Below are 23320 nucleotides of genomic sequence, written 5' to 3' on the forward strand. Positions count from 1 at the left end.
CCGCGATGTCCGCTCCGTCCCCGATTCCCGATCCTCTCGCGCTCAAGGCAGAGATTCTCCAGCTCGCGCGAGACGCCGGCTTCGACGGGGCCGGCATCGCGGACATCGACTTGCGGGAGGCCGAGCCCGGCCTGGCGGCGTGGCTCGAGGCCGGATTCCACGGAACGATGGACTACATGGCGCGCCACGGGAGTCTGCGTGCACGGCCCGCGGGGCTGGTGCCCGGGACCGTGAGCGTGATCTCGGTGCGCATGAACTATCTCGATCCTCGCACGGCGGATGCCGCGACCGTCCTGCAGGACGGCCGCCGTGCCTACATCTCCCGCTATGCGCTCGGGCGCGACTATCACAGGGTTCTCCGGTCGCGGCTGCAGCAGCTCGCGGACCGTATCGCGTCGCGGGTCGGACCCTTCGGATATCGGGTGTTCACGGACAGTGCTCCGGTCATGGAAGTGGAACTCGCGCGCAAGGCAGGGCTCGGCTGGCGGGGCAAGCACACGCTGCTTCTGCATCGCGAAGCCGGTTCCTGGTTCTTCATCGGCGAGATCTACACCGATCTGGAGCTCCCGCCGGACGAAACCGGGCAGGAACACTGCGGAAGCTGCACCCGCTGTCTCCAGGCATGTCCCACCGGCGCCATCGTGGCCCCGTACCGGCTCGACGCGCGCCGCTGCATCTCCTACCTCACCATCGAGCACGGGGGGCCGATCCCGGAGCCGCTTCGTCCGCTCATGGGCAACCGGGTCTACGGTTGCGACGATTGCCAGCTCTGCTGCCCCTGGAACAAGTACGCCAGGCCGGCGGGCGTCGACGACTTCGCCGTGCGCAACGGCCTCGATGCGGCCACGCTCGTGTCCCTGTTCGCGTGGACGCAGGCGCAGTTCGACGAGCGGCTGCGAGGCAGCGCGATCCGGCGGATCGGCCACGAGCGCTGGCTGCGCAATCTGGCCGTGGGGCTGGGCAATGCGCCGGGCTCGGAAGAGGTGATCGGCGCGCTGCGGAGCCGCTCGGACGACCCGTCTGCACTGGTCCGCGAGCACGTGGCCTGGGCGCTCGAACGCCACGGGGCGCGGACATGAATGGCTCCGTCCGCGGCAGTGCGCGCTGGAAATCTGCCGTACCGGCACAACGTGACCGGAACGGCCGCGGCGCGCGGCGGGGCCGTTCGCAAGCACCGTGCAGCACCACAATGACAGGATCGGGAAGACGCGAATGAATCGAATCAGGATCGGAGTCGTGCGGACCGGCGGACAAGGCCGCGGAAAGGGCATCGTCGGCACGCTGCTCACGGTGATCCTCGGTGCCGTGGCGATCGTGGGGGCCGTACTCTTCTCGGTGGTGATCCTCGCGGTGGCACTCGTCGTGGGCGCCGTGCTGGTGGGTTACTTCTGGTGGAGAACGCGCCACGTGCGCCGGCAGTTGCGCGAACAGGTCGCCCGTCAGCAGGCCGCGCAGGCCGCAGCGGCCGCGGGCGCTGCCGCCGGCGCACCGCCGCCTGGGGCCGGTACGCCCCCGCCGTCCGGCGGCACAATCATCGAAGGCGAATTCGTGCGCGAACCGGAACGTTGAATCGGTACGGACCGGTCACTGGAACCGCAGCGCCTCGATGGGCTTGAGGTAGGCCGCCTTGCGGGCCGGGTAGTAGCCGAAGAAGATGCCCACCAGGGCCGCCACGCCGAAGGCGAGGAGCACCGACGCAGTGGTGACCTGCGTGTAGATGCCGAAGGTTTCGGTGGCCAAGGCAGAAACGCCGATACCCATCAGCACACCGATCACGCACCCCAGGATCGACACGATGATGGCCTCGAGCAGGAACTGCGCGAGGATGTCGCGCGAGCGCGCCCCCACGGCCAAGCGGATGCCGATCTCGCGGGTGCGCTCCGTCACCGACACCAGCATGATGTTCATGATGCCGATGCCGCCCACCACCAGGGAGACGGCCGCCACGGCGCCCAGCAGCATCGACATCACGCGCGTCGTCTGCGCCTGGATGTCGGCGGCCGCGCTCATGTTGCGGACCATGAAGTCCGGCTCCATGCCTTCCTGGATGCGGTGGCGCTCGCGCAGCAGCGCCGTGATGTCCTGCTCGGTGTCTGGCATCAGGTCGTCCGAGACGCCCTGCACCATGATCATGCGCACGCTGTTGGGAAAGGGGCTGCCGAAGACCTTGCGCTGCGCGGTGGTGAGCGGCACCAGCACGGTGTCGTCCTGGTCGCGGCCGTCGAAGCTCTGCCCCTTGGGCGCGAGGGTGCCGGCCACCACGAACGGGGCATCCCGCACCCGAATGGTCTTGCCGATGGGGTCCTCGTCCCCGAACAGCCGGTTGACGACCGTCTGGCCGAGAATGGCCACCCGGTTGGCCGTGCGCACGTCCGCATCGGTGATGGGATCGCCGGACTGCAGATCCCACCCGCGCACATCCATGTAGGCGGACGTGACGCCGTAGACCTGGGAGTTCCAGTTGACCGAGCCGTACACGACTTGCGCCGATCCCGGCTGCACGGGCGCCACGTTGGCCACCGTGGCCAGTTCGCGGAGCGAATTGGCGTCGTTCAGCGTGAGCGTCGGAGTGGACCCCGTGCCCGAGCGCACGCCCGAGGTCATGGTGAAGCTGGAGAGCACCACGAACAGGTTGCTGCCCATGGTGGCGATGGTCTGGCGCATGATCATCTGGGCGCCTTCGCCGATGGCCAGCATGATCACGACCGCGCCCACGCCGATGATCATGCCCAGCATGGTGAGGAAGGTGCGCAGCTTGTTCGCGCCCATGGCGCGCCACGCTTCGGCGAGGATGGCGCCGATCATGACGCGACGGCCGCCTCGCCGGCCTGAGGAACGGGTCCGTCCAGAACGACCCGTCCGTCGAGGAAACTCACCAGCCGCTGCGCGAAGCGGGCCACGTCCATCTCATGCGTCACGAGCACGATGGTGAGCCCTTCGTCCGCATTGAGCGAAGCGAAGAGCCCCATGATCTCGTGACTCGTCGTGGTGTCCAGGTTGCCGGTCGGTTCGTCCGCCAGCACGAGATGCGGCTTGTTGGCGAGCGCGCGCGCGATGGCAACGCGTTGCTGCTGGCCTCCGGAGATCTGGTTGGGCCGCCGGTCCGCCTGGGCTTCCAGTCCCACCCGAGCGAGCAGCTCCCGTGCGCGGGCTTCCCGGGCTGCGCGCGGCATGCCCGCATACACGAGAGGCAGCGCGACGTTGTCGAGCAGGCTCGCCCGGGGCAGCAGGTTGAAGCCCTGGAACACGAAACCGATGAACCGGTTACGCAGCAGCGCGAGCCGATCCGTATCGAGGCGGGAGGTGTCGTGCCCGTCCAGCTCGTAGCGCCCCGAACTGGGCGTGTCCAGGCAGCCGAGAATGTTCATGAACGTGGACTTGCCGGAGCCGGACGGTCCCATGAGCGCAACGAACTCGCCGGCGCGGATCACGAGATTCACGTCGTGCAGCACGGGCTGGGGGCCTGCCGCAGTCTCGTAGTGCTTGTGCAGGCCGCTCACGGCCACGATCGGCCGGCCCGGTTCCGTCCCGCTCATCAGAAGGCCCGCATGCGAGGGGCGCCACCGCCGGAAGACAGGGCCCCACCCTTGTCGGAGACGCGGTTCTGGACCGCGACGCGGTCGCCTTCCTTCAGCTCGCCGCCGGTCACCTCCACGAACTTGCCGTCGGAGATGCCCGTCTGGACCGTGACGGGAACGAGTTCCTCGCCGCGCACGACGTGCACCTTGGGTCCCGGCCGCTTGCCGTCGCCGTCGCGCCCGTTCGTCCCCGCGGGCCGGGCACCCCGTTCGCCCGCGGTCGACGGGGCGGGTCCCGCAGAAGTCTTTTGCTCTCCGGCGGCGGCCGTCGCGTCCCGGGGGCGGAACCGCAATGCGGCCGTGGGAATCACCAGCACATTGCTGCGCTGGTCCACCTCCACCGTGATGTAGGCCGTCATCCCCGGCAGCAGGATGAGTTCCGGATTGTCGACGGCGACGACGACGTTGTAGGTGACGACGTTGGTCTGGATGATGGGGTTGAGCCGGATCTGCCGGATGCTGCCCTGGAATTTCCGTCCGGGAAACGCGTCGACGGTGAAGCTCACGGGCTGTTCCACGCGGATCTTGCCGATGTCGGCCTCGGCGACGTTGGTGTTGATCTGCATGCGGGTGAGGTCCTGCGCGATCTGGAACAGCGTAGGCGTCTGGAAACTGGCCGCCACGGTCTGGCCGATGTCCACCTGGCGCGAGACGACCACGCCGGACACGGGCGAGCGGATCACGCTGTAGTTCACGTTCGCGGTGTCGCGGGCGAGCTGGCCGCGCGTGGTCCGCACCTGCGCCTCGGCGGCCTCGCGGGCCTGGACGGACTGGTCCAGTTCCTGGCGTGTGATGTACTCCTGTCCGAACAGCTCGCGTGCCCTGCGTTCGTTCGCCAGCGCGAGCCGCAGGGCGGCCTCCGCGTTGGCGACGTTGCCCCGGCTCTGCTCCACGGCCGCACGGAACAGCGTCGGGTCCAGCTCCAGCAGCACCTGACCCTTGTCCACCTTGTCGTTGAAGTCGGCGTGCAGCCGCTGCACCGTGCCGGATACCTGGGTACCGACGTTCACCAGGACGACCGGGTTCAGCGTGCCGCTCGCGGTGACGGTCTGCACCACGTCGCCGCGGGCCACGGTTTCCAGCTGATAGCGCTCCGCGAGCGGCTTCACCTTCGACTTGTTCCAGTACGTCCAGCCGTACCACGCGACAGCCGCCACGATGGCCAGCAGGCCCGCGCGCAGCGCATACGACATCAGTCTTCGAGTCATCGGCACATCCGTGTTCGCGCACGGCGACGTGCCATGCAACACGGCATGTCATCGCGCGGGGTTGGGTTCGAGCGCCCGCGGCGTCCCGGGCAGGCCTTCATCATCGTGCGGCCGCCCCGGCGTCCGCGAACAGGGAAGGCTCCAGCACGCCGATCGCCCGCGCCAGCGCCACCTTCGACACGTTGAGCCGGAGCTGCGCCTGGATGCGCTGGATGTTCGCCTGCACCAGGGCGTTCTGGGCAGAGAGCAGATCGATGACATTGCCCACGCCTGCGCGATAGCGGCCGAGCGCGACGTCGTAGGACTCCGTGGCACTGCGCACGAGATCGCCCGCCGTCGTCAGCGCCTGGCCCTGGGTGCGGACGTCCTGGTACGAGCGCCAGACCTCCAGGGACACGTCGTTGCGGAGGCGGTCGCGCGTCGCGGCGTTGCGGTCCACCGATTCGCGGGCCGCCTGGATGCGGTACGTGTTCTGGTAGCCCGTGAAGATGGGAATGTTCAGGGTCACGCCCACGGACAGCGAACGCGGATCGGCGCCCGGATTGACCACGCCGAGACTGGGATTGGCGAACAGGGACAGGCTGGGCTTGCCGGCGGACTGTTCCACCGTGACAGCGGACTGCGCGGCGGCGACGTTGGCCTCCGCCGCTCGCAACTCGGGCCGGCGCTTCAGTGCCTCGTCCATGAGGGCGGCCACCGCCGATTCGCCGATGGCACGCGGGTCGACGTCGGCCGGGGGCGCGAGCCGGGGCATCGCATTCGCCGGCAGGCCCATGGTGTAGGACAGCGTTCCGCGAGCCACGGCGGCGTCGCCTTCCGCCTGAGTTCGGTTGAGCTGCGCCTGCGAATGGGCGGTCTGGGCCTGGAGCACGTCGGCACGCGTGGCGGTGCCGGCCTTCTGCCGTGCACGGGTCGCCTCCAGGCTCTGCAGCGCCAGCTTCTCCGCTGCCTGGGTCGCTTCGACCGCCTGGTCGGAGGCGAAGAGCTGGAAGTACGCCTGGCCGGTATCCAGGACGACGGCCTGGAGCGTCGCGTTGTGCGTCCAGTTGGCGGCGAGCAGGGACTGCCGCGCCTGCTCGATCGCCGCGCTGCGCCCGCCGAAATCGAACAGGAGATAGTTGAACGACAGGCTGCCGTTGAGTTGATCCCGGCGGCCCGAATTGATCACGTTGCGCGAATCCGACGACTGCGCGCTCACCGTGCCGGTGACCGTGGGCAGCGTGGCCGATCGGGCGGCACCGACCTGGGCCGCGGCGACCTTGGCCGCCGCCCAGCTCTCCCGCGTGCGCGGGTTGCGGCACAACGCCTGGTCGATCGCATCCACCAGTGTGATCAGGGCAGGCAGATCCCGAGCGGGATCGCACGGTGCCGACGCTGGCGCGGCCTGCCAGGTGCTGGAAGGCGACGGGGGGCGCAACTTCTCCGTATCGAACGGGTCCTGGGGCGGGGCGGCTCCCGCGAAGGCGGAGAGGCAGGCCAGCAGGGCGGCGGCGACGCCTGCGACGAACGCGACGGTCCGATTCACGGGCGCGAGCGGGGACGGATGGATGACATGAGGTGGCGCATTGTAGGGAGACTCGGTGACATCCGCACGATCCGGCTGCCGGCGTGCGGCCGCTCCCTCGCCGCAGACAGTGGCCCGCGCGATATGTTCAATGCTGGCGGGATCGTCGAGGGCACTGCCGGGGTCTCACGGAAGACGGGTTCAGAATGTGGGGGTCGCAGTCGTCTGGACAAGACGGACGACGATACGAGACCGCCACCCGGCGGGAAATCCGCGCACCGATCAGATTCTTCTCCCCGGGCGGGAACGGACGATGACGGAGGGAGCTTTCATGGCACTGACACGATTTTCCTGGTGGGCTCTGATGTGCATGGCGGCGGTGCCGGCCGGGGGCGGCGCCGCCTCGGCATTCACCCTCGCGTCCACGGCGTTCTCGCAGGGCGGGGCCATCCCGTCCAGGTACACCTGCGAGGGGGACAACGTATCGCCGCCGTTGCGGTGGACCGGAGTTCCGGCGCAGGCCCGCACCCTCGTCCTGATCGTCGACGATCCGGACGCGCCCGACCCGGCGGCGCCGAAGATGACCTGGGTGCACTGGATCCTCTACAACATTCCGGTGACGGCCACGGCACTCGACGAGGCGGTCTCCCGTTCGGGCCTTCCGCCGGGCACACGGGAAGGCATCACCGACTTCAAGTCGACCGGCTGGGGCGGACCGTGCCCGCCGATCGGGCGGCACCGGTATTTTCACCGCCTCTACGCCCTGGATACGGTACTGCCGGACCTCGGCCCGGCGCATCGGCCCGATGTCGACAGGGCCATGAAAGGCCACATCATTGCCGAGGCAGGGCTCATGGGCACGTACGAGAAGCGGAAGTTCACCGGCCGCTGAAACGGGGGAAGAGGCACAATGCAACGCGGATTGATCGTTCTGGGCGTCGCGATCCTGGCGGCGGGCATCCTCTGGCCTTGGATCGGCAAGCTGCCGTTCGGCCGGCTTCCCGGCGACATCCGCATCGAGCGGGACGGCTTCGGCTTCTACTTTCCGCTGACCACCGGACTTCTCGTTTCGGCGGTGCTCACGCTGCTCTTCTGGCTGTTCCGCAAGTAACGGGAGGTCAGCGGCACAGGTTGGCGATGCGTTCGCGCACGCCCGCGATCTCCGCCGCCATCTGGCGATCATCCAGGAACTGGCGCTGACCGGTCTCGTCGATCTTCACCACCCGGCCGCCGCCCTCCAGCCAGGCGAGCCGGCCACGCGCCTGCCCGCAGGCTTCCCGGCGCCGGTCCGCTTCCATCTTTTCCTGTTCCGCGCGCTTCTCCGCTTCTGCCCGCTGGACCCGTCGCTGCTGGAATTCCAGCTCCTGTGACCTGTAGTCCCGGGGCGGGCCTTCGGCTCCTGTCGTCGCGGGAGGAACCTTGAGCGTTCGGGTGCAGGTGACGCCCTGCGGCGGAGAGTTCGAGTAATGCACACGGCCGTCGGCATCGGTCCAGCGGCAGACCTCCGCGGCGGCGGGGGCGCAGACAAGAAGCATCATCGACAGGGAGACGGTTCTCATGACGCGCTGGATGACGGGGAACAGGGGAGCGGCATTATGGGAGCAGTCGAAAGCGAGAGGTACGCCATGCACGGGGGCGCCGCAGCCGGGCTGCCCCTGCAACGACGGCGCGTCCTGCAACACCGGCGTCCCCGCCGGCTGTCGCCCATGTAACACCGGCTGTCGCCGCGGCCGAGGCGCGCGGCGTGCCCGCGCGCGCAAGGCTGCTGCATAATTTCCCGCGGCCCATGACACCGCCTGTGTCTTGCCGCGTCGCACAACGATCACCGATCCGGGAGGGTTCCATGAACGTCTTCGGCGTGGCATCAGCAGTGCTGGCTGCAATGGTCTTCGTCTCGCCCGCATGGGCACAGAAAAAGTATGGTCCGGGAGCCTCGGACACGGAGATCAAGCTGGGGCAGACCATGCCCTACAGCGGTCCGGCCTCGGCGTACGGAGCCATCGGCAAGGCCGAGACCGCCTACTTCAAGATGATCAACGACCAGGGCGGCATCAACGGCCGGAAGGTGAACCTGGTGAGCCTCGACGACGGCTATTCGCCCCCCCGCGCGGTCGAGCAGACACGCAAGCTGGTGGAGGAGGAACAGGTGCTGGCCCTGTTCCAGCCGCTCGGTACGCCGTCCAACACCGCCATCCACAAGTACGTGAACGCGAAGAAGGTGCCGCACCTGTTCGTGGCCACGGGAGCGACCAAGTGGGGAGATCCGAAGAACTTCCCCTGGACCATCGGCTTCCAGCCCAGCTACCAGATCGAGGCCAGGATCTACGCGAAGTACATCCTCAAGGAAAAGCCGAACGCCCGCATCGCGGTGCTCTACCAGAACGACGACTACGGCAAGGACTATCTGAAGGGCTTCAAGGACGGCCTGGGCGCCAAGGCGAACGCCATCGTCGCCGAGGCGAGTTACGAGGTGACCGACCCGACGGTCGATTCGCAGATCGTGACGCTGAAGTCCTCGAACGCCGACGTGATGTTCACCATCGCCACGCCCAAGTTCGCCGCCCAGTCCATCCGCAAGGTGGCCGACCTGGGGTGGAAGCCGCTGCATCTGCTCAACAACGTCTCGGCTTCCGTAGGTGCGGTGCTCACGCCTGCCGGTCTGGACAAGTCCGTGGGTCTGGTGACGGCGCTTTATCTCAAGGACGCCACGGATCCTCAGTGGGCCAAGGACGCGGGAATGCAGCGCTGGCGGGACTTCATGTCCAAGTACATGCCGGGCGCCGACCTGTCCGACATCAATCACGTCTACGGATACGGCGCGGCGCAGCTCATGACCGCGGTGCTCAAGAGCTGCGGTGACGATCTGTCCCGCGAGAACCTCATGAAGCAGGCGACCAGCGTGAAGGACGCCACGACGGATGTCCTGCTGCCGGGAATCAAGTACAACACGAGCACCACCGACTACTTTCTCGTCGAGCAGCTGCAGATGGCGCGCTTCGACGGCAAGCGGTGGGTGCTGTTCGGAGACGTGATCGGTCACGAGTGACGGCCGCCGCGCCCCTGGACGGGAGCCTGCGGCATAATCGGCCGGCGCATTCGACAGACTCGCAACACAACGATTGGAGGAGATGCACATGAAGCGCTTCGTGGGCGCCCTGGTGGCGCTCGCCCTGACAACCGCCGGCGCCGCACAGGCCGAGAAGAAGTACGGGCCGGGTGTCACGGACAGCTCGATCAAGATCGGCCAGACGATGCCTTACAGCGGACCGGCGTCCGCCTACGGCGTCGTGGGCAAGGCCGAGGTCGCGTACATGGCCATGGTGAACGAGCAGGGCGGCGTCAACGGTCGCAAGATCGATCTGCTCTCGCTGGACGACGGCTACAGCCCGCCCAAGACCGTGGAGCAGACGCGCCGCCTGGTGGAGCAGGAAGAAGTGCTGATGATCTATCAGTCGCTCGGCACGCCCACCAACACCGCCATCCAGAAGTATCTCAACGCGAAGAAGGTCCCGCACATCTTCCTGGCCACCGGTGCGGCCAAGTGGGGCGAGCCGAAGACCTTCCCGTGGACCATGGGGTTCAATCCCACGTACCAGATCGAGGCGCGGATCTACGCACAGCACATTCTCAAGACCCGCCCGGACGCGAAGATCGCCGTGATCTATCAGAACGACGACTTCGGCAAGGACTACATCGTCGGGTTCAAGGGGATGCTGGGCGACAAGGCGGCGAAGATGATCGTCGCCGAGCAGACCTACGAGGTGACGGACCCGACGGTCGATTCGCAGGTCGTGTCGCTCAAGTCGAGCGGCGCGGACATGCTGCTCACCTTCGCGACGCCCAAGTTCGCCGCGCAGGTGATCCGCAAGGTGGGCGAACTCGGCTGGAAGCCCACGCACTACCTCACCAATGTCTCCGCCTCCGTCTCCGCCGTGCTGCAGCCTGCCGGTCTCGACAAGGCCACCGGCATCATTTCCGCCACCTACTTCAAGGATCCCACCGACCCGCAGTGGAAGAACGATCCGGCGGTGAAGACCTGGGAGGCGTGGATGAAGAAGTACCACCCTTCGGGCAGTCTGGAAGACGGGCTCAACGTCTACGGCTACATCGCGGGACAGGCACTCGTGCACCTGCTCAAGGCCTGCGGCGACGATCTTTCGCGCGAGAACATCATGCGCCAGGCGGCGAACCTCAAGAAGGTGGAACTCGCGCTGCTCCTGCCCGGGGTGACTCTCAACACGAGTCCGGCGGATTTCTATCCCATCGGCGAGATGCAGCTTGCGAAGTTCGACGGCAAGCGCTGGGTGCTGTTCGGAGAGATTCTGAGCGGTCGTTGATTTCCACACGGCGGCGATGGCTGCCGCGAAAGGAGCCGGTGCGAGCCGGCTGCAGAACACCGGTGCAGGCCGGATCCGGAACCCGACCTGCGGGCATGCGCAACAGCGCGTTCGCCGCAGGCACAGGAGAGGTGAATTCGCATGAACGACAAGTTTCTGACCGGCCGCGTCGCGGTCATCACGGGCGGCAATCGCGGCATCGGGCGCGCGACGGCGCTGGCTCTGGCAGGCGCGGGCGCCAAGGTCGCCATTGCAGGACGAAACCAGGAAAAGCTGGCCGAGACCATGGCACTGCTCGAGAAGGCGGGTGCCGATGCGGCAGCATTAACGTGCGACGTTCGCGACGAAGCGCAGGTGAAGAAGCTGGCGGACGACGTGATGAAGCGCTTCGGCGCCGTTCACATCCTGATGAACAACGCCGGCACGGCGATCCGCAAGAACGTGATCGACTTCACCATGGACGAGTGGCGCATGCTTACCGACACCAACATCACCGGTGTCTGGCTCTGCTGCAAGTATTTCGTTCCGCACATGAAGGGGCAGGGCTACGGACGCATCATCAACCTCACCTCCATCATGGCGCACGTGACGAGCACCGGGCGCGGCGTCTATTCCGCCACCAAGCACGCGGTGGCAGGTCTCACCAAGGCGCTCGCGCTGGAACTGACCGAAGACAAGATCACGTGCGTGGCCATCAGTCCCGGTTTCATCGCCACGGATCTCACTGCGCCGCTGCGCGCAGATGCCGCCAAGAACCAGGCGCTGATGGACCAGACCCCCATGCACCGCTGGGGCGAGGCCGACGAGATTGCTTCACTCGCGCTCTACATCTGTTCCGACAAGGCGGCGTTCATGACCGGCAACGACGTGCTGATGGATGGGGGGTGGTGCGCGCAGTGACGATGTTCAGTCTCCGAGTGACGGCATGTGGTCTTGGCGGCGTCGAGGACTCCACTCCCGGATGAACGCCGCCACGGCCTCCAGCACCGGCACATCGCCCGTTGGCCACGGCCAGAGCGCCATCAGTGTGCGCGCGTGCCCGGCTTCGGGAAACGTGATCAACTGCACCGGCACCTGGACGGCACGCAGCGCCGCGGCGAGGCGGACACTGTTGCCGGGCCGAACGCGCTCGTCGGCCTCGCCGGTGAGCAGCAGCGCGGGTGGCGAGTTCGCCGACACGTACGCGATCGGCTGCGTGGCCGGCCAGCGATCGCGCGGACCGAACACGATCTGCACGACCGGGTCCACGATCGGCAGGAAGTCGTAGGGCCCCGAGAGTCCGATCCACCCACGGACGTCGTGTGCCGGATCCAGGCCAACGCCACGCAGCCATCGCGCATCGAGGGCCAGCATCGCGGCGTTGTACGCGCCGGCCGAATGCCCCATGAGGAAAAGGCGGGACGGGTCGCCGCCGTGGTCGGCCGCGTGGTCGCGTGCCCAACGTACGGCAGCGGCGCCGTCTTCCAGAAAATCCGGAAAGCGCGCCTCGGGATGTACGCGGTAGTCAGGCACGATCGTCACCCACCCTCGCGAAGCCAGCGAGCGCGCAACGAAGCGGTATTGCGCCCGGTCACCCTCCTGCCACGCGCCACCGTAGAAGAACACGACGACCGGACGTCCGCTCGAAGGCTCGACGGGCGCCACCACGTCGAGGCGATGGCGGGGATTCTCGCCGTAGGCGATGCCGTGGATTTCGCGCAGGCCGTTCGCGGGCGTGATGGCACTCAGAACAGTGAGCGGTGCCCAGACAGCCGCGGCGGCGAGCGCCATCAGAAGGGCGATGAAAGCGAAGAGGAATCGGCGGACCATGGTTCGAAGGATACGAGCGGTGGGACGATCCGGATGTAGCCTCGGGCAGGGCGAAAGGCCACAGAGCCGTGACATCGAGCACGGGGCGGGCGATGCCTCACGGGCGGTCTGCTTTCCACCCCGCGGCGCTTGTCCGGGCAGCACGATCGTCTCGCGGCGAACGCGGCACGTGCCGGCACGCGGAAAACACGCGTCGCTCGCGCTTTGCTCGTCCTCTCCAAGCCTTCGGCCCTTCTCGACACCCGTCGAGACGGACCCGAACGCTGCAGGAGACCTGTACTCGTTCAGCCTGGTGATGGCGCCGGGTCGGGTCCGGGCGTGACATCAGCATCCTGAGCCGCCGCCGCGATCATCGCTGCCCGGGTGGCCGGCGTCTCCAGGCTGATGCGCCCGAGCGCGCCGGCGCGATAGTCCTGCAACAGGATCAGCGACGCCTTCTCCAGATCGAGACCGCCACCGCGCAGCTGGCAGCCGCGCCGGCGCGCGATGGCCTCGATCATGGCGTGCACGTCCAGCGCAGCGGGATCGAAGCCGTAGCGCGACTTCAGCGCCGATGGATAGCGGCGCTTCAGCAGCTCCGCGAGAAATGCCGCCACCTCTTCCTCCATCACGGCGTTGGTGCCCACGGCGTGGCTCGCCGCCAGCATCAGCCCGTCGGAGGGATGCACGATCTTCGGCCACAGCAGGCCGGGCGTGTCGGTGAGCGTCATGCGCGGACCCATGGAGAGGCTCTGCTGCGCCTTGGTCACCGCCGGCTCGTCGCCCACCTTCGCCACCTTGCGCCTGACCAGGGCGTTCATGAGCGTGGACTTGCCCGCGTTGGGGATGCCCATGATCATCATGCGCAGCGGCTTGGTGCCGTCGTTGCGGTGCGGCGCGAGCGCCTGGCACAGCGCGATCACCTTCGCCGCGTCGCCGGCATTGCGGCAGCTGAGCGCCACCGCCCGGAAATCCTTGCGCGCGGGCATGGCCGCGAGCCACTCGCGCGTGGCCGCCGGGTCGGCGAGGTCGGCCTTGTTGAGCACCCGCAGCCGCGGGCGCTGCCGGTGGGCGCACAACTCGGCGATCATGGGGTTGGCGCTCGCCTGGGGCAGGCGGGCATCGACTACCTCGATCACGACGTCCGTGCGCGCCATGGTTTCGGCGGCCTTCTCGCGCGCGAGGGCCATGTGCCCCGGGAACCACTGGATGCTCATGGGTGTGTCACTTCCGGCTGCCGAAGTCCGGTAGGCCCGCCCGGTCGCGAGGCGGGTGGAAAAGGATGAGGGCCTCCACTGGCTCGGCGGGCCGGCACGGCGCACCGGATCGCCCCCGATGGCCGCTCACGAACCCGGGCGCGTCGTCGAAGAGATTCTGGTCCGACGATGCGGTCCCTGTCGGTCTCGAACATGCGCGGATTGGGCGCCGCCGCGGCGAAGTGCGCGTTCATGAGAGTGAACAGAGGGCCGTCGAAGAGCCGTGAGGGTTGCGTCCGCCGCCTTCGCTTCGTCCATCGAGCGGCAGCGCCATCGCCGCAATCAGCTTGCGCACAGCTGCTCTTCGTACTCTTGCCGCAGGTGCTTCCAGGTGCTCCACAGCGACGGCGGCTGCCTGCCATGCAGGAGGGCGACGAGCCGTGCCAGGTGGGCGTGCCAGCCGGCGCAGACATTGAGGATCAGGTTGTCGCCACTCAAGCGCCGGTGGGTCAAGGTCAGCAATACTTCCTGGCCCGACGCTTCCAGCTCGATGCTGACCTCGCCGACGCCCGGCCAGAGATAGCGCAGGCGATGTGGCGGCTCCACCTCGACAAACTCGCAGGTGGCGCGTGACTCGGCCGGGAAGCCCTCGGGTCGGTCTGCAGGCGCATCGGATAGATCGTCGTTGCGCCAGACCAGTTCGAACGTGGCGCCGGCATGCAGCGGCATGTGGCCGCTCGCGAGCCATTGCCGACGCAATTCGCTCTCGGTCAGGTAGGACCACACACGCTCCATCGAGCCGGGCAGCCGGCGCTGAATTCGCAGCACTTCACCATCGGACAACGTGCCGTGCCGGTCGTTGAAGGAAACATCGGTCATCGCTTTCCTCGCTTTCGTTGGGCGGTGGGACGAGCGGGCGACCGGCTCGAACCCGCGTTGCGCGGCGTCGCCGCGGAGTCCGCTCCGGCGCTGGCTGTCTCGAGGCGCAGCAGTTCCTCGAGCCGGTCCAGCCGTGCGGTCCAGAATTTCTCGTAGTAGCGGAGCCACTCGCTGGCAGCGGAAAGGGGATCCGCGTTCAGGCGGCAGACGTGCGTCCTGCCTTGCACGTCCCGCTGGATGAGCCCGGCGCCTTCCAGCGCCTTGATGTGCTTCGACGCAGCGGCCAGCGACATGCGGAACGGCTCGGCCAACTGACCGACGGTGTGCTCGCCCCCCGCCAGGCGGTTGAGCATCAGACGGCGCGTGGGATCGCCCAGCGCGCGAAAGATGGCATCGAGTCGGGATTCGTTAAATTCAACCATGGGGTTGAATTTATGCGGTGCGCGCCCATCTGTCAACCATTTAGTTGAATATATGGGGCGGGCCCACGCGTTGACCGATTCTGCGGCACGCAGTCAGCCCGGTCTCCTGGGCGATCCTGATCGGAGCGAAACCCTACGCCATGCTCGCGCCGTGCTCGCCATCATTCAAGAACCCGAGAAGAGTAAATCCAGACGCGGCAGCGGGCGGCGGAGGACGTTGGCCGCATCGAAGCCGTGGTTGTCTGCTGACCTTGCGGATATCGGAGAGCACCTCGTCAGCTTCGCTCGGGCCAAGTGGACGGGGCCGCCCCGCGGCCAGTTTCCATTTCTCACGCCAACGCAGGTGCTCTCGTCGGCTGCGGCGGGCGCGATGCACTGCTGGCATGCATCCCGATGCCGGTGGGCAGGTCGCCCGGCCGGCCCGGGCCGCCGCAGGCGGCCGTCAGCCGGCCGCCTTGCGCATCTGCATGATCGCGTTCACGGTTTCATGGGACAACTTGCTGAAATTGCCTCCGGTGGCGATCAGGGCCTCGGCCTCGGCTTTCTTGCCTGCGCTGGCCTGAGTGACGACCTGGGACGCACACTTGTGGAACTGCGCGTGGGAAGCGCGCAACTTCTCATAGGCATCCAGGCTCTTGTACTTCGAGCCTTCCCCGTAGATCCATTTGCCCAGATCGCACTGGTTGTCCATCGCGACCTTGGTGCTGTCGAGCTGTTCGCCCGTGCCGTCGATGAACGTGCGAAGGCGTACCTTCCATTTCGTGTGTGCGGCGATTGCTTCGTCGAAATTCATGCTATTCCCCTGATGGTCATGGCAGAGAGGCCATATCGGCGCGTTACGGTCGATTCGACCGCAACTTGATGCCGAGGGCCTGGCTTTCGATTTTCTGGCCGGAAACGGAGTCCTCCGGGAAGAACGGTCGCCGGTTCGGCGTCCGGCACCGGAGAAACCCGTGCGATCCGAAGGGCCCGGGCAGTGGTCTGCCCGCGCATCTGCCTGCGGCGGCGGACTGCGGGCGGGGCGTACGAAGGATCCGTCCGTCCGGTCTTGTGGCCCGCCAGTCCACCTCGCTGATCAGTTCGCGGCCTTGCGCATCCGCATGATGGCGTTGACCGTTTCCTGCGAGAGCTTGCTGAAGGTGCCCCCGGGGCCGATCAGCGCCTCGGCTTCCGTCTTCCTGCCCGACTCCGCCTTGGCGACGACCTGGCCTACGCACTTGTGCATCTGCGCGTGCGAGGCGCGAAGCTTCTGGTAGTCCTCGAGGCTCTTGTACTTCGCGCCTTCTCCATAGATCCACTTGCCGAGATCGCACTGGTCATCCATGGACGCCTTGGTTGCGTCGATCTTCTCGCCGGCTCCGTCGATGTACGTGCGAAGGCGGATTTTCCATTTTGTGTGGGCCGAAATGGCGTCGTCGAAGTTCACTTTTCTCACCTGGTCGAGATGGCTGAGATTGCCACCATTGCGTTCATCGGCCACATCTTCTGAATCTTGAGCCCCGCCAAAGGGCCGACGCGCAGATGGGGAAATGGACGATCGGAAACCGGAGCGCCGCAAAAGGGGAGGCGTCTTGACGCGCCGGGTTGCCCGCCGCGCCGGTACAGGCCTAGACTCGATCCATGAGTCTGCTTCTGCGCCATGTGTTCGCCGCCGTGCTCGTCGCGGTGCTCGGCATTTCCCTGCCGTTGCAGGGATGGGCTGCCGTGGCGATGCCGTTCTGCAAGCAAGGGGGCTTCCCGGCAGCTGGTCAGTCGCACGAGCACGGTGCCGATGGACAGACCGCCGCGCATCACGCCGGCCATGACATCTCCGGTCAGGGCATCGAGGCGCACGCAACTGGGGATTGCGCGGATCATCACACCAACCTTCGCTGCAATCAGTGCGATCTCTGTGCGCTGGCCTGTGCCGGCGCATTGCCTTCCTCGGCGCGGCACCTGGCGATCCTCGGGACGGATGTCCCGCGTCCCGGCGACATCGAGGCTGCATTCGCGTTCATCACCCATCCTCTCCTGAAACCTCCGCGCGCCGCCGCCTGAGCGACGCACGTTCCGACTCATCGAGCTTTCTCGATCAGCGCCGTTCCCCGACGGAACGCCTGAGGCGAGGCTCCGTCCGGCGGTCATGACGGCCGGACGGTCGAACTGGAGGTTTTCCATGAAGCACTCACGACGATTCCGTCGCGCCGGGTTTGCACTGCATCCCGTCGCCTGGACCTTCTCCGCGATGGTCCTCGCCGGATGCACGCAGTTCTCGCCCGACGCCGGCATGTCGGGTCTGAACGAGATCGCGCAGGACCGGTTGCAGGCGCGTTCGCAATGGGCGCGTACGACGGAGGAGCAGGCCTCCATCCGCAAGGAAGTCGACGCTCTGCTGGCGCGGCCCCTCACGGCCGAGGACGCGATTCAGATCGCGCTTCTCAACAACCGGCGACTGCAGGCGGAGTTCGCGGACCTGCGCATTGCCGAGGCCGACCTCGTACAGGCCGGACGCCTGCCGAATCCGCGGTTCAGCACCACGCGCACACGCTCCGCCGATTCGTTCAAGTACGAGACCTCGCTGACCTTTCCGATTCTCGGCCTCGTCACGATGCCTGCGGCGTTGAAGCTCGAGCGGCGCCGTCTCGAAGCGGTGCGGTTGCAAGTGGCCGACAGGCTGCTGCAACTCGCCGGGCAGACGCGGCAGGCCTATCTGGAGGCGGTCGAGGCGGAGGCGGCCCAGCGATACTTCGAAGGAGTTCACGAAGCCGCCGAGGCCACCGCAGAGCTGGCTCGCAGGATGGAAAAGGCGGGCAACTTCTCGCGTCTCGACCGTTTGCGGGAGCAGGCGTTCCAGCTCGACGTCGCGACCGAGCTGTCCCGCGCGACGGCGGGCCGGGCCGTTGCCCGGGAAAGGCTCGTTCGTCTGTTGGGCCTGGATGACGGAGGCCGGCTGGTGTTGCCTTCGCATCTGCCCGGACTGCCTGGGCAGGCTGCCGCTCTGTCCGAGCTGGAACCCTTCGCTCTCGATCACCGCATCGACATCCAGGCGGCCCGGCGCGAAGCCGAAGGAACTGCGGCGTCGCTGGGGCTGGTGAAGGTGACGCGGTTCGTGAACGCGCTGGAGCTGGGACCGGCCACCGTGCTGGAACAGGGCGATGCCACGAAGAAGGGCTACGAGATCAACGTGGAGTTGCCCCTCTTCGACTGGGGCGGCAGCCGCGTCGCCCGCGCCGAAGCGGTGTACATGCAGGCAGTCCACCGTGTTTCGCAGGTGGCCGTGGACGCCCGTTCCGAGGTCCGCGAACACCACGCGCGCTATGTCGCCGCCTGGGAGACCGCGAAACGGTATCGCGACGAGGTGGTGCCGCTGCGCGAGTCCATCTCCGATGAACAGCTGCTCCGCTACAACGGAATGCTGGTGAGTGTGTTCGAACTGATGTCGGATGCGCGCGACCAGATGGCGGCGGCCCAGGGCTACGCCCGGGCCCTGAGTGACTTCTGGCAGGCGGAATCCGCGCTGCGTGAAAGCCTCGGCGGACGCCTCCCCACCCCCACCTTGTCGGCGCGCGCGCCAGCGCCCGTGACGACGGCGCCGGCCGGTCACGACCACTCCGGAGACTGACCCCATGGATCGCAGACATTTCATCACGAGCGGAGGTCTTGCCGTGCTGGGCGCCGGAGCTGTCTCTCGCGCCGCTCTCGCCGCATTGCCCGAAGCGCATCAGCAGACGAGCCCCGATACGCAGGTGCCGCGGGCGCCCCTCGACGAGCAATCCTATCGCCCTGTGGTCACGCTGAACGGCTGGACGCTGCCGTGGCGCATGAATGCAGGATGGAAGGAGTTCCATCTGGTGGCCGAGCCGGTCGTCCGCGAGATCGCGCCGGGCATGAAGGCCAATCTCTGGGGATACAACGGCCAGTCGCCGGGCCCCACGATCGAGTGCGTCGAGGGCGACAAGGTGCGGATCTTCGTGACCAACCGGCTGCCCGAACACACCTCGATCCATTGGCACGGCGTGCTGCTGCCCAACGGCATGGATGGCGTGAGCGGACTCACCCAGCCTTCCATCAAACCGGGCAAGACGGTGGTCTACGAGTTCACCATGCGCAAGTCCGGGACGTTCATGTATCACCCGCACGCCGACGAGATGGTGCAGATGGCCATGGGCATGATGGGCGCGATCATCGTGCATCCGCGCGACCCGGCCGCGCACCGCGTGGACCGCGACTACGTGTTCCTCATCAACGCCTACGACATCGAGCCCGGGAGCTACACGCCGCGTGTGGCCACGATGCTGGACTTCAATCTGTGGACCTGGAACAGCCGGGCCTTTCCCGGCATCGATCACCTGGTCTGCGGCGTGGGAGAACGCGTCCGCATCCGCATGGGGAACCTCACGATGACCAATCACCCCATGCACATCCACGGCACGGAGATGGTCGTCACCGGAACGGACGGCGGCTGGGTGAGGGACTCCGCACAGTGGCCCGAAGTGACCGTCGACATCCCCGTGGGTGCGATCCGGACCGTGGAGTGCGTTTTCCAGGACGCCGGGGACTGGTCGTTCCACTGCCACAAGTCGCACCACACGATGGGCCCGATGGGGCATCAGGTGCCGACCATGATCGGGGTCGATCAGAAGGGTCTGTGGCAGAAGTTCCGCAAGCTGGTGCCCGGCTACATGGTGATGGGCGACACGGGCATGGCGGAAATGGGCGAGATGCAGATGGCCCTGCCGGAGAACACGCTGCCCATGATGACCGGGGAGGGCCCGTTCGGCCCCATCGAGATGGGCGGGATGTTCACGGTGGTCAAGGCGCGGGAGGGCCTGGCGCCGGACCAGCACACCGTGCCGGAGTGGCATACCCATCCGCCGGGGACGGTCGCTTACGAGTGGACGGGGGAACCCGTGGCCGCAATACGGCATGCGGAGCCGGCCATCGACGAAAAGGCGTTGACCGTGACGCGCGGCGGCGGTGGCAAGGGTATGCACCAACATTGAGCGACGCGCGGTTTGTGCGGTGCACGAATCATGGGTGCCGGCGTCTCGTCCCCGGCTCGGCTCGCCGGCGTCCCTTCTCTCAGTCCCACCACTGTCCCCTGAATTCATTCGGGTTGGCGCCTGCGCGGCCGGGCTCCTGCATGGTTTTTGTCGCGCCGCAGCAAGACGGCAAGGGCTTTGCTTTGGAAGGCAAGGAAGACGGTGGCGCGTGGTACGAATCGGGCTCCTCCGGCCTGTCGGGTGAACCGGCTACGGCGCCACGCGGAATTGGTCAGGGTGACAAGGTACGGGACCACCCGGGCGGGGATGACGGATTCTCCCGGTGCGGGAGGCCACCCGGCCTTCGAACCGGAAAGAGGGAACGAGCATGAACGACGTTGCTGGAAAGACATGGATCCGCCGGACCAGGCTTGTGGTCGCTGGCCTGGTCCTGGCGGCAGGCTCCGCGGCGGGTGCGGCCGATCTGTCCGCGGCAGGTTCGGGCGAAGGTCCGAATGCCAGCACGTACCGTGTGCGCATGGCGCTCAACGACAACGAGATCACGGTGTGCCTGTTCGACGCCGGGAGCGGTGCCCCGGTGACGGAAGCGCTGGAGGTCGACGCGATCGTCCGGTCCGCCCAGGACGAGACCCACGTGCATCTGCGGCCGGCCGGCGGAAACTGCTCCAGCGGGCGCGGCCGATTCATCCTCGATCCGCGCATGCGTGTCTCGATCCAGGTGCGGTCTTCGGGACAGCCGCTGACCCAGGCTTCGTTCGAACCCATGAAACGCGTGGCGTACTGAGCGCGCCTGTCCGGCGCCGATCTTCCCCGGTTAGAATTCCGCCCCTTGCAAGGGACTGCGGTTCCACCACCGGGATGAGGCAATGATTCGATTTCTGAAGACGGGTATCAGCGCCGCGGACGACGCGGCAGAGCAGGCGAAGGTTCGGGCGACGGTGGAGGGAATCATCGCCGACGTCGAGAAGCGCGGCGATGCCGCCGTGCGGGAGATGTCGGAGAAATTCGACAAGTGGTCCCCCGAGAGCTTCCGTCTTTCGCCGGCCGAGATCGAAGCCAACATCAAGTCCATGTCGCCCCGCGACGTGGACGACATCAAGTTCGCGCAGACCCAGATCCGCAATTTCGCGCAGGTCCAGAAGGACTCCATGCGCGATGTGGAAGTCGAGACGCTTCCCGGAATCATCCTCGGTCACAAGAATCTTCCCGTGAACAGCGTGGGCTGCTATGTGCCCGGCGGCAAGTATCCGCTGGTGGCTTCGGCCCACATGACCATCCTCACCGCCAAGGTCGCCGGCGTGCCGCGCGTCATCGCGTGCGCGCCGCCTTTCCAGGGCAAGCCCGCCCCGGCCATCGTGACGGCCATGCACCTGGCGGGCGCCGATGAAATCTACGTGCTGGGCGGCGTCCAGGCCATCGCGGCCATGGCCGTCGGAACCGAGACGATCAAGGCGACGGACATGGTGGCGGGTCCCGGCAATGCCTACGTCGCCGAAGCGAAGCGGCAACTGGCCGGACGCGTGGGCATCGACCTGTTCGCCGGACCGACCGAAACGCTGGTGATCGCGGACGACACCGTGGACGGGGAGATCTGCGCGACCGATCTGCTGGGTCAGGCCGAGCACGGTCCCAACTCTCCGGCCATCCTGCTCACCAACTCCGAACAGCTCGCGCTCGACACGATGAAGCAGATCGAAGTGCAGCTGAAGACGCTGCCGACCGCGGCCGTCGCGGGACAGGCGTGGAAGGACTACGGCCAGGTGATCGTCTGCGACACGTACGACGAGATGGTGGCGGAAGCCGACCGCATCGCCTCCGAGCACGTGCAGGTGATGACGAAGGATCCTGACTACTTCCTGAACCGCATGACGAACTACGGCGCGCTGTTCCTCGGTCCCGAAACCAACGTGTCGTTCGGCGACAAGGTGATCGGCACGAACCACACGCTGCCGACGCGCAAGGCCGCGCGTTACACGGGCGGCTTGTGGGTCGGCAAGTTCATCAAGACCTGCACGTACCAGAAGGTGAAGCCCGAGGCGTCCGCGATGATCGGCGAGTATTGCTCGAGACTGTGCGCGATCGAGGGCTTCTCCGGCCACAAGGCGCAGGCCGACATCCGCGTCGCCCGCTACGGGCATCTCAAGACGTCCGGTCATCGCTGAGCTTTCCGCGCAGGGCCTGGCCGTGTCGCGAACCGTCTGCCGTGTGCGTCTGGACGTTGCAGGGACGAGAACGCGCGAGGCAGACGACAGGTTTGCGGGTATTTGCGGGTGATCGACGCCGAAGCGCTCGCCGGCATTCCCGCAGAGGACGAAGCGCTTCGCGCGCCGGTCCGCGCGTTTCTCGCGGAGGCCCTCGGTGCGGTGCCGGCAGGTGTGCGTGTGCAGTCCTGGTCCGGCTACGACGCCGGGTTCAGCCGCGCTCTGGCAGCGCGTGGATGGCTTGGCCTCACTCTTCCCCGGGAGTATGGCGGCGCAGGACGCAGCGCGTTCGCCCGCTTCGTCGTCAACGAAGAGCTTCTCAATGCAGGCGCGCCGGTGTTCGCCCACTGGATTGCCGACCGGCAGAGCGGGCCGCTCATCCTCAAGTACGGAACCGAGGCACAGAAGCACTTCTATCTGCCGCGCATCTGCCGGGGGGAGGCGTTCTTCTGCATCGGCATGAGCGAACCGGGCAGCGGCTCGGATCTCGCGAGCGTGCGCACGCGAGCCACGCGCGCGGAAGGCGGCGGATGGCGATTGAACGGCCGCAAGATCTGGACTACGAACGCGCACCGGTCGCATTACATGATCGCGCTGGTCCGGACGTCCGGCGCCCCGGAGGACCGGCACGAGGGGCTGTCGCAGCTCATCGTCGATCTTTCGCTTCCGGGCGTCACCATCCGGCCCATCCAGGATCTGCAGGGCGACCGCCACTTCTGTGAAGTCTTCTTCGACGACGTGCCGCTCGACGAGTCGGCGCTGATCGGACAGGAGGGCAGCGGGTGGGCGCAGGTGGTGGCGGAGCTGGCCTTCGAGCGCAGTGGCCCCGAGCGCATCTATTCGAGCCTGGTGCTGGCGGACGAATGGCTTTCCTTCGTGCGCGCGCAGGAATTGCCCTCGCAGCGCTCGATGCTGCTGGCGGGCCGGTTCGCGGCGCATCTTGCGACGTTGCGTGCCATGTCGCTGGCAGTCACGGCGAAACTCGTGCGTGGCGAGAGCCCGGTCGTCGAGGCTGCGCTGGTGAAGGATCTCGGCACGGAGTTCGAGCAATGGATTCCGGCGGCGATTGCCGATGCGTTGGACGAGGACCCTGATGCCGTCTTGCCGGCGGAATTGCTGAAGTGCCTCGCCTACGTCACGCATCTGTCGCCGTCGTTCTCCATCCGGGGCGGCACGCGCGAAGTGCTGCGCGGCATGATTGCCCGCGGATTGGGCCTGCGCTGAG

At 67.0% G+C, this 23320-nt stretch carries 24 protein-coding genes; 12 read left to right on the plus strand and 12 right to left on the minus strand.

Going from position 1 to position 23320, the window contains the following annotated elements:
- Nucleotides 1-5: 5 nt before the first annotated feature.
- Both queG and IPK20_16115 read left to right on the plus strand, forming a co-directional pair.
- Nucleotides 6-1079, plus strand: coding sequence for a tRNA epoxyqueuosine(34) reductase QueG (queG, locus tag IPK20_16110; protein ID MBK8018089.1), 1074 nt, complete (start codon nucleotides 6-8; stop codon nucleotides 1077-1079).
- Nucleotides 1080-1212: 133 nt separating this feature from the next.
- Complete coding sequence (locus tag IPK20_16115) at nucleotides 1213-1569, plus strand: hypothetical protein (protein MBK8018090.1); 357 nt, start codon at nucleotides 1213-1215, stop codon at nucleotides 1567-1569.
- 15 nt (nucleotides 1570-1584) lie between these two features.
- Here the strand turns inward: IPK20_16115 and IPK20_16120 are convergent, their stop codons facing one another.
- From IPK20_16120 to IPK20_16135, 4 genes are all read right to left on the minus strand, one after another.
- Complete coding sequence (locus IPK20_16120) at nucleotides 1585-2805, minus strand: ABC transporter permease (GenBank protein MBK8018091.1); 1221 nt, start codon at nucleotides 2803-2805, stop codon at nucleotides 1585-1587.
- Nucleotides 2802-3536 carry an ABC transporter ATP-binding protein gene (locus IPK20_16125; protein MBK8018092.1) on the minus strand — a complete coding sequence of 245 codons (735 nt, stop codon included), beginning with the start codon at nucleotides 3534-3536 and terminating at the stop codon, nucleotides 2802-2804. The genes IPK20_16120 and IPK20_16125 overlap by 4 nt, the downstream gene beginning before the upstream one ends.
- Nucleotides 3536-4786 (minus strand): efflux RND transporter periplasmic adaptor subunit, encoded by a 1251-nt coding sequence (locus IPK20_16130; GenBank protein MBK8018093.1) that lies wholly within the window; start codon nucleotides 4784-4786, stop codon nucleotides 3536-3538. Before IPK20_16130 ends, IPK20_16125 begins: the two co-directional genes overlap by 1 nt.
- Before the next feature lie 100 nt (nucleotides 4787-4886).
- Nucleotides 4887-6311: a TolC family protein gene (locus IPK20_16135; protein MBK8018094.1), complete on the minus strand. Its 1425-nt coding sequence runs from the start codon at nucleotides 6309-6311 to the stop codon at nucleotides 4887-4889.
- 349 nt (nucleotides 6312-6660) lie between these two features.
- Between IPK20_16135 and IPK20_16140 the strand changes: the two genes are divergently transcribed.
- Both IPK20_16140 and IPK20_16145 read left to right on the plus strand, forming a co-directional pair.
- Nucleotides 6661-7182 carry a YbhB/YbcL family Raf kinase inhibitor-like protein gene (locus IPK20_16140; GenBank protein MBK8018095.1) on the plus strand — a complete coding sequence of 174 codons (522 nt, stop codon included), beginning with the start codon at nucleotides 6661-6663 and terminating at the stop codon, nucleotides 7180-7182.
- Nucleotides 7183-7200: 18 nt separating this feature from the next.
- Nucleotides 7201-7401 carry a DUF2905 domain-containing protein gene (locus tag IPK20_16145; protein MBK8018096.1) on the plus strand — a complete coding sequence of 67 codons (201 nt, stop codon included), beginning with the start codon at nucleotides 7201-7203 and terminating at the stop codon, nucleotides 7399-7401.
- 7 nt (nucleotides 7402-7408) lie between these two features.
- Here IPK20_16145 and IPK20_16150 read toward each other — a convergent pair whose 3' ends face one another.
- Entirely contained in the window at nucleotides 7409-7849 is a 441-nt protein-coding gene (locus tag IPK20_16150; GenBank protein MBK8018097.1) for a DUF4124 domain-containing protein, read from the minus strand.
- Between the two features lie 284 nt (nucleotides 7850-8133).
- Between IPK20_16150 and IPK20_16155 the strand changes: the two genes are divergently transcribed.
- From IPK20_16155 to IPK20_16165, 3 genes are all read left to right on the plus strand, one after another.
- Nucleotides 8134-9336 carry an ABC transporter substrate-binding protein gene (locus tag IPK20_16155; GenBank protein ID MBK8018098.1) on the plus strand — a complete coding sequence of 401 codons (1203 nt, stop codon included), beginning with the start codon at nucleotides 8134-8136 and terminating at the stop codon, nucleotides 9334-9336.
- 82 nt (nucleotides 9337-9418) lie between these two features.
- Nucleotides 9419-10627 (plus strand): ABC transporter substrate-binding protein, encoded by a 1209-nt coding sequence (locus tag IPK20_16160; protein ID MBK8018099.1) that lies wholly within the window; start codon nucleotides 9419-9421, stop codon nucleotides 10625-10627.
- A gap of 141 nt (nucleotides 10628-10768) precedes the next feature.
- Nucleotides 10769-11527, plus strand: a complete 759-nt coding sequence (locus tag IPK20_16165) for an SDR family oxidoreductase (GenBank protein MBK8018100.1) — start codon at nucleotides 10769-10771, stop codon at nucleotides 11525-11527.
- A 6-nt stretch (nucleotides 11528-11533) separates the two neighbouring features.
- Here IPK20_16165 and IPK20_16170 read toward each other — a convergent pair whose 3' ends face one another.
- From IPK20_16170 to IPK20_16200, 7 genes are all read right to left on the minus strand, one after another.
- Entirely contained in the window at nucleotides 11534-12436 is a 903-nt protein-coding gene (locus IPK20_16170; protein MBK8018101.1) for an alpha/beta hydrolase, read from the minus strand.
- A 284-nt stretch (nucleotides 12437-12720) separates the two neighbouring features.
- Entirely contained in the window at nucleotides 12721-13632 is a 912-nt protein-coding gene (gene ylqF / locus IPK20_16175; GenBank protein ID MBK8018102.1) for a ribosome biogenesis GTPase YlqF, read from the minus strand.
- Nucleotides 13633-13953: 321 nt separating this feature from the next.
- On the minus strand, nucleotides 13954-14490 hold the full coding sequence (locus IPK20_16180) for an SRPBCC family protein (GenBank protein MBK8018103.1): 537 nt from the start codon (nucleotides 14488-14490) through the stop codon (nucleotides 13954-13956).
- A complete protein-coding gene (locus tag IPK20_16185) occupies nucleotides 14487-14912 on the minus strand; it encodes a helix-turn-helix transcriptional regulator (protein ID MBK8018104.1) in 426 nt (141 codons plus the stop codon). The genes IPK20_16180 and IPK20_16185 overlap by 4 nt, the downstream gene beginning before the upstream one ends.
- A 442-nt stretch (nucleotides 14913-15354) precedes the next feature.
- Nucleotides 15355-15705, minus strand: coding sequence for a CZB domain-containing protein (locus tag IPK20_16190; protein MBK8018105.1), 351 nt, complete (start codon nucleotides 15703-15705; stop codon nucleotides 15355-15357).
- Nucleotides 15706-15987: 282 nt separating this feature from the next.
- Nucleotides 15988-16338, minus strand: a complete 351-nt coding sequence (locus tag IPK20_16195; GenBank protein MBK8018106.1) for a CZB domain-containing protein — start codon at nucleotides 16336-16338, stop codon at nucleotides 15988-15990.
- 5 nt (nucleotides 16339-16343) lie between these two features.
- The gene (locus IPK20_16200) at nucleotides 16344-17069 is read right to left on the minus strand and encodes a hypothetical protein (protein MBK8018107.1); all 726 of its coding nucleotides are present in this window, start codon (nucleotides 17067-17069) and stop codon (nucleotides 16344-16346) included.
- On the opposite strand from IPK20_16200, the gene IPK20_16205 reads away from it, so the two are divergent.
- From IPK20_16205 to IPK20_16225, 5 genes are all read left to right on the plus strand, one after another.
- Entirely contained in the window at nucleotides 17068-18513 is a 1446-nt protein-coding gene (locus tag IPK20_16205; GenBank protein MBK8018108.1) for a TolC family protein, read from the plus strand. The genes IPK20_16200 and IPK20_16205 overlap by 2 nt on opposite strands.
- 4 nt (nucleotides 18514-18517) lie before the next feature.
- On the plus strand, nucleotides 18518-19894 hold the full coding sequence (locus IPK20_16210; protein MBK8018109.1) for a copper oxidase: 1377 nt from the start codon (nucleotides 18518-18520) through the stop codon (nucleotides 19892-19894).
- A gap of 367 nt (nucleotides 19895-20261) precedes the next feature.
- Nucleotides 20262-20678 (plus strand): hypothetical protein, encoded by a 417-nt coding sequence (locus tag IPK20_16215; protein ID MBK8018110.1) that lies wholly within the window; start codon nucleotides 20262-20264, stop codon nucleotides 20676-20678.
- An 82-nt stretch (nucleotides 20679-20760) separates the two neighbouring features.
- Entirely contained in the window at nucleotides 20761-22056 is a 1296-nt protein-coding gene (gene hisD / locus IPK20_16220) for a histidinol dehydrogenase (GenBank protein ID MBK8018111.1), read from the plus strand.
- A gap of 102 nt (nucleotides 22057-22158) precedes the next feature.
- Nucleotides 22159-23319: an acyl-CoA dehydrogenase family protein gene (locus tag IPK20_16225; GenBank protein MBK8018112.1), complete on the plus strand. Its 1161-nt coding sequence runs from the start codon at nucleotides 22159-22161 to the stop codon at nucleotides 23317-23319.
- The last annotated feature ends 1 nt before the right edge of the window (nucleotide 23320 follow it).

The organism is Betaproteobacteria bacterium (assembly GCA_016713305.1).
Taxonomy (GTDB): Bacteria; Pseudomonadota; Gammaproteobacteria; order Burkholderiales.

Bases quoted from the DNA above. Each gene is read 5' to 3' on its own strand.
- IPK20_16180 (MBK8018103.1), bottom strand. From the start codon at position 14,490: ATGACCGATGTTTCCTTCAACGACCGGCACGGCACGTTGTCCGATGGT.
- IPK20_16145 (MBK8018096.1), top strand. From the start codon at position 7,201: ATGCAACGCGGATTGATCGTTCTGGGCGTCGCGATCCTGGCGGCGGGC.
- IPK20_16205 (MBK8018108.1), top strand. From the start codon at position 17,068: ATGAAGCACTCACGACGATTCCGTCGCGCCGGGTTTGCACTGCATCCC.
- hisD (MBK8018111.1), top strand. From the start codon at position 20,761: ATGATTCGATTTCTGAAGACGGGTATCAGCGCCGCGGACGACGCGGCA.
- IPK20_16120 (MBK8018091.1), bottom strand. From the start codon at position 2,805: ATGATCGGCGCCATCCTCGCCGAAGCGTGGCGCGCCATGGGCGCGAAC.
- IPK20_16130 (MBK8018093.1), bottom strand. From the start codon at position 4,786: ATGACTCGAAGACTGATGTCGTATGCGCTGCGCGCGGGCCTGCTGGCC.
- IPK20_16210 (MBK8018109.1), top strand. From the start codon at position 18,518: ATGGATCGCAGACATTTCATCACGAGCGGAGGTCTTGCCGTGCTGGGC.
- IPK20_16165 (MBK8018100.1), top strand. From the start codon at position 10,769: ATGAACGACAAGTTTCTGACCGGCCGCGTCGCGGTCATCACGGGCGGC.
- IPK20_16190 (MBK8018105.1), bottom strand. From the start codon at position 15,705: ATGAATTTCGACGAAGCAATCGCCGCACACACGAAATGGAAGGTACGC.
- IPK20_16170 (MBK8018101.1), bottom strand. From the start codon at position 12,436: ATGGTCCGCCGATTCCTCTTCGCTTTCATCGCCCTTCTGATGGCGCTC.
- IPK20_16125 (MBK8018092.1), bottom strand. From the start codon at position 3,536: ATGAGCGGGACGGAACCGGGCCGGCCGATCGTGGCCGTGAGCGGCCTG.
- IPK20_16185 (MBK8018104.1), bottom strand. From the start codon at position 14,912: ATGGTTGAATTTAACGAATCCCGACTCGATGCCATCTTTCGCGCGCTG.
- IPK20_16140 (MBK8018095.1), top strand. From the start codon at position 6,661: ATGGCGGCGGTGCCGGCCGGGGGCGGCGCCGCCTCGGCATTCACCCTC.
- queG (MBK8018089.1), top strand. From the start codon at position 6: ATGTCCGCTCCGTCCCCGATTCCCGATCCTCTCGCGCTCAAGGCAGAG.
- IPK20_16155 (MBK8018098.1), top strand. From the start codon at position 8,134: ATGAACGTCTTCGGCGTGGCATCAGCAGTGCTGGCTGCAATGGTCTTC.
- IPK20_16160 (MBK8018099.1), top strand. From the start codon at position 9,419: ATGCACATGAAGCGCTTCGTGGGCGCCCTGGTGGCGCTCGCCCTGACA.
- IPK20_16215 (MBK8018110.1), top strand. From the start codon at position 20,262: ATGAACGACGTTGCTGGAAAGACATGGATCCGCCGGACCAGGCTTGTG.
- ylqF (MBK8018102.1), bottom strand. From the start codon at position 13,632: ATGAGCATCCAGTGGTTCCCGGGGCACATGGCCCTCGCGCGCGAGAAG.
- IPK20_16115 (MBK8018090.1), top strand. From the start codon at position 1,213: ATGAATCGAATCAGGATCGGAGTCGTGCGGACCGGCGGACAAGGCCGC.
- IPK20_16150 (MBK8018097.1), bottom strand. From the start codon at position 7,849: ATGAGAACCGTCTCCCTGTCGATGATGCTTCTTGTCTGCGCCCCCGCC.
- IPK20_16200 (MBK8018107.1), bottom strand. From the start codon at position 17,069: ATGGAAAACCTCCAGTTCGACCGTCCGGCCGTCATGACCGCCGGACGG.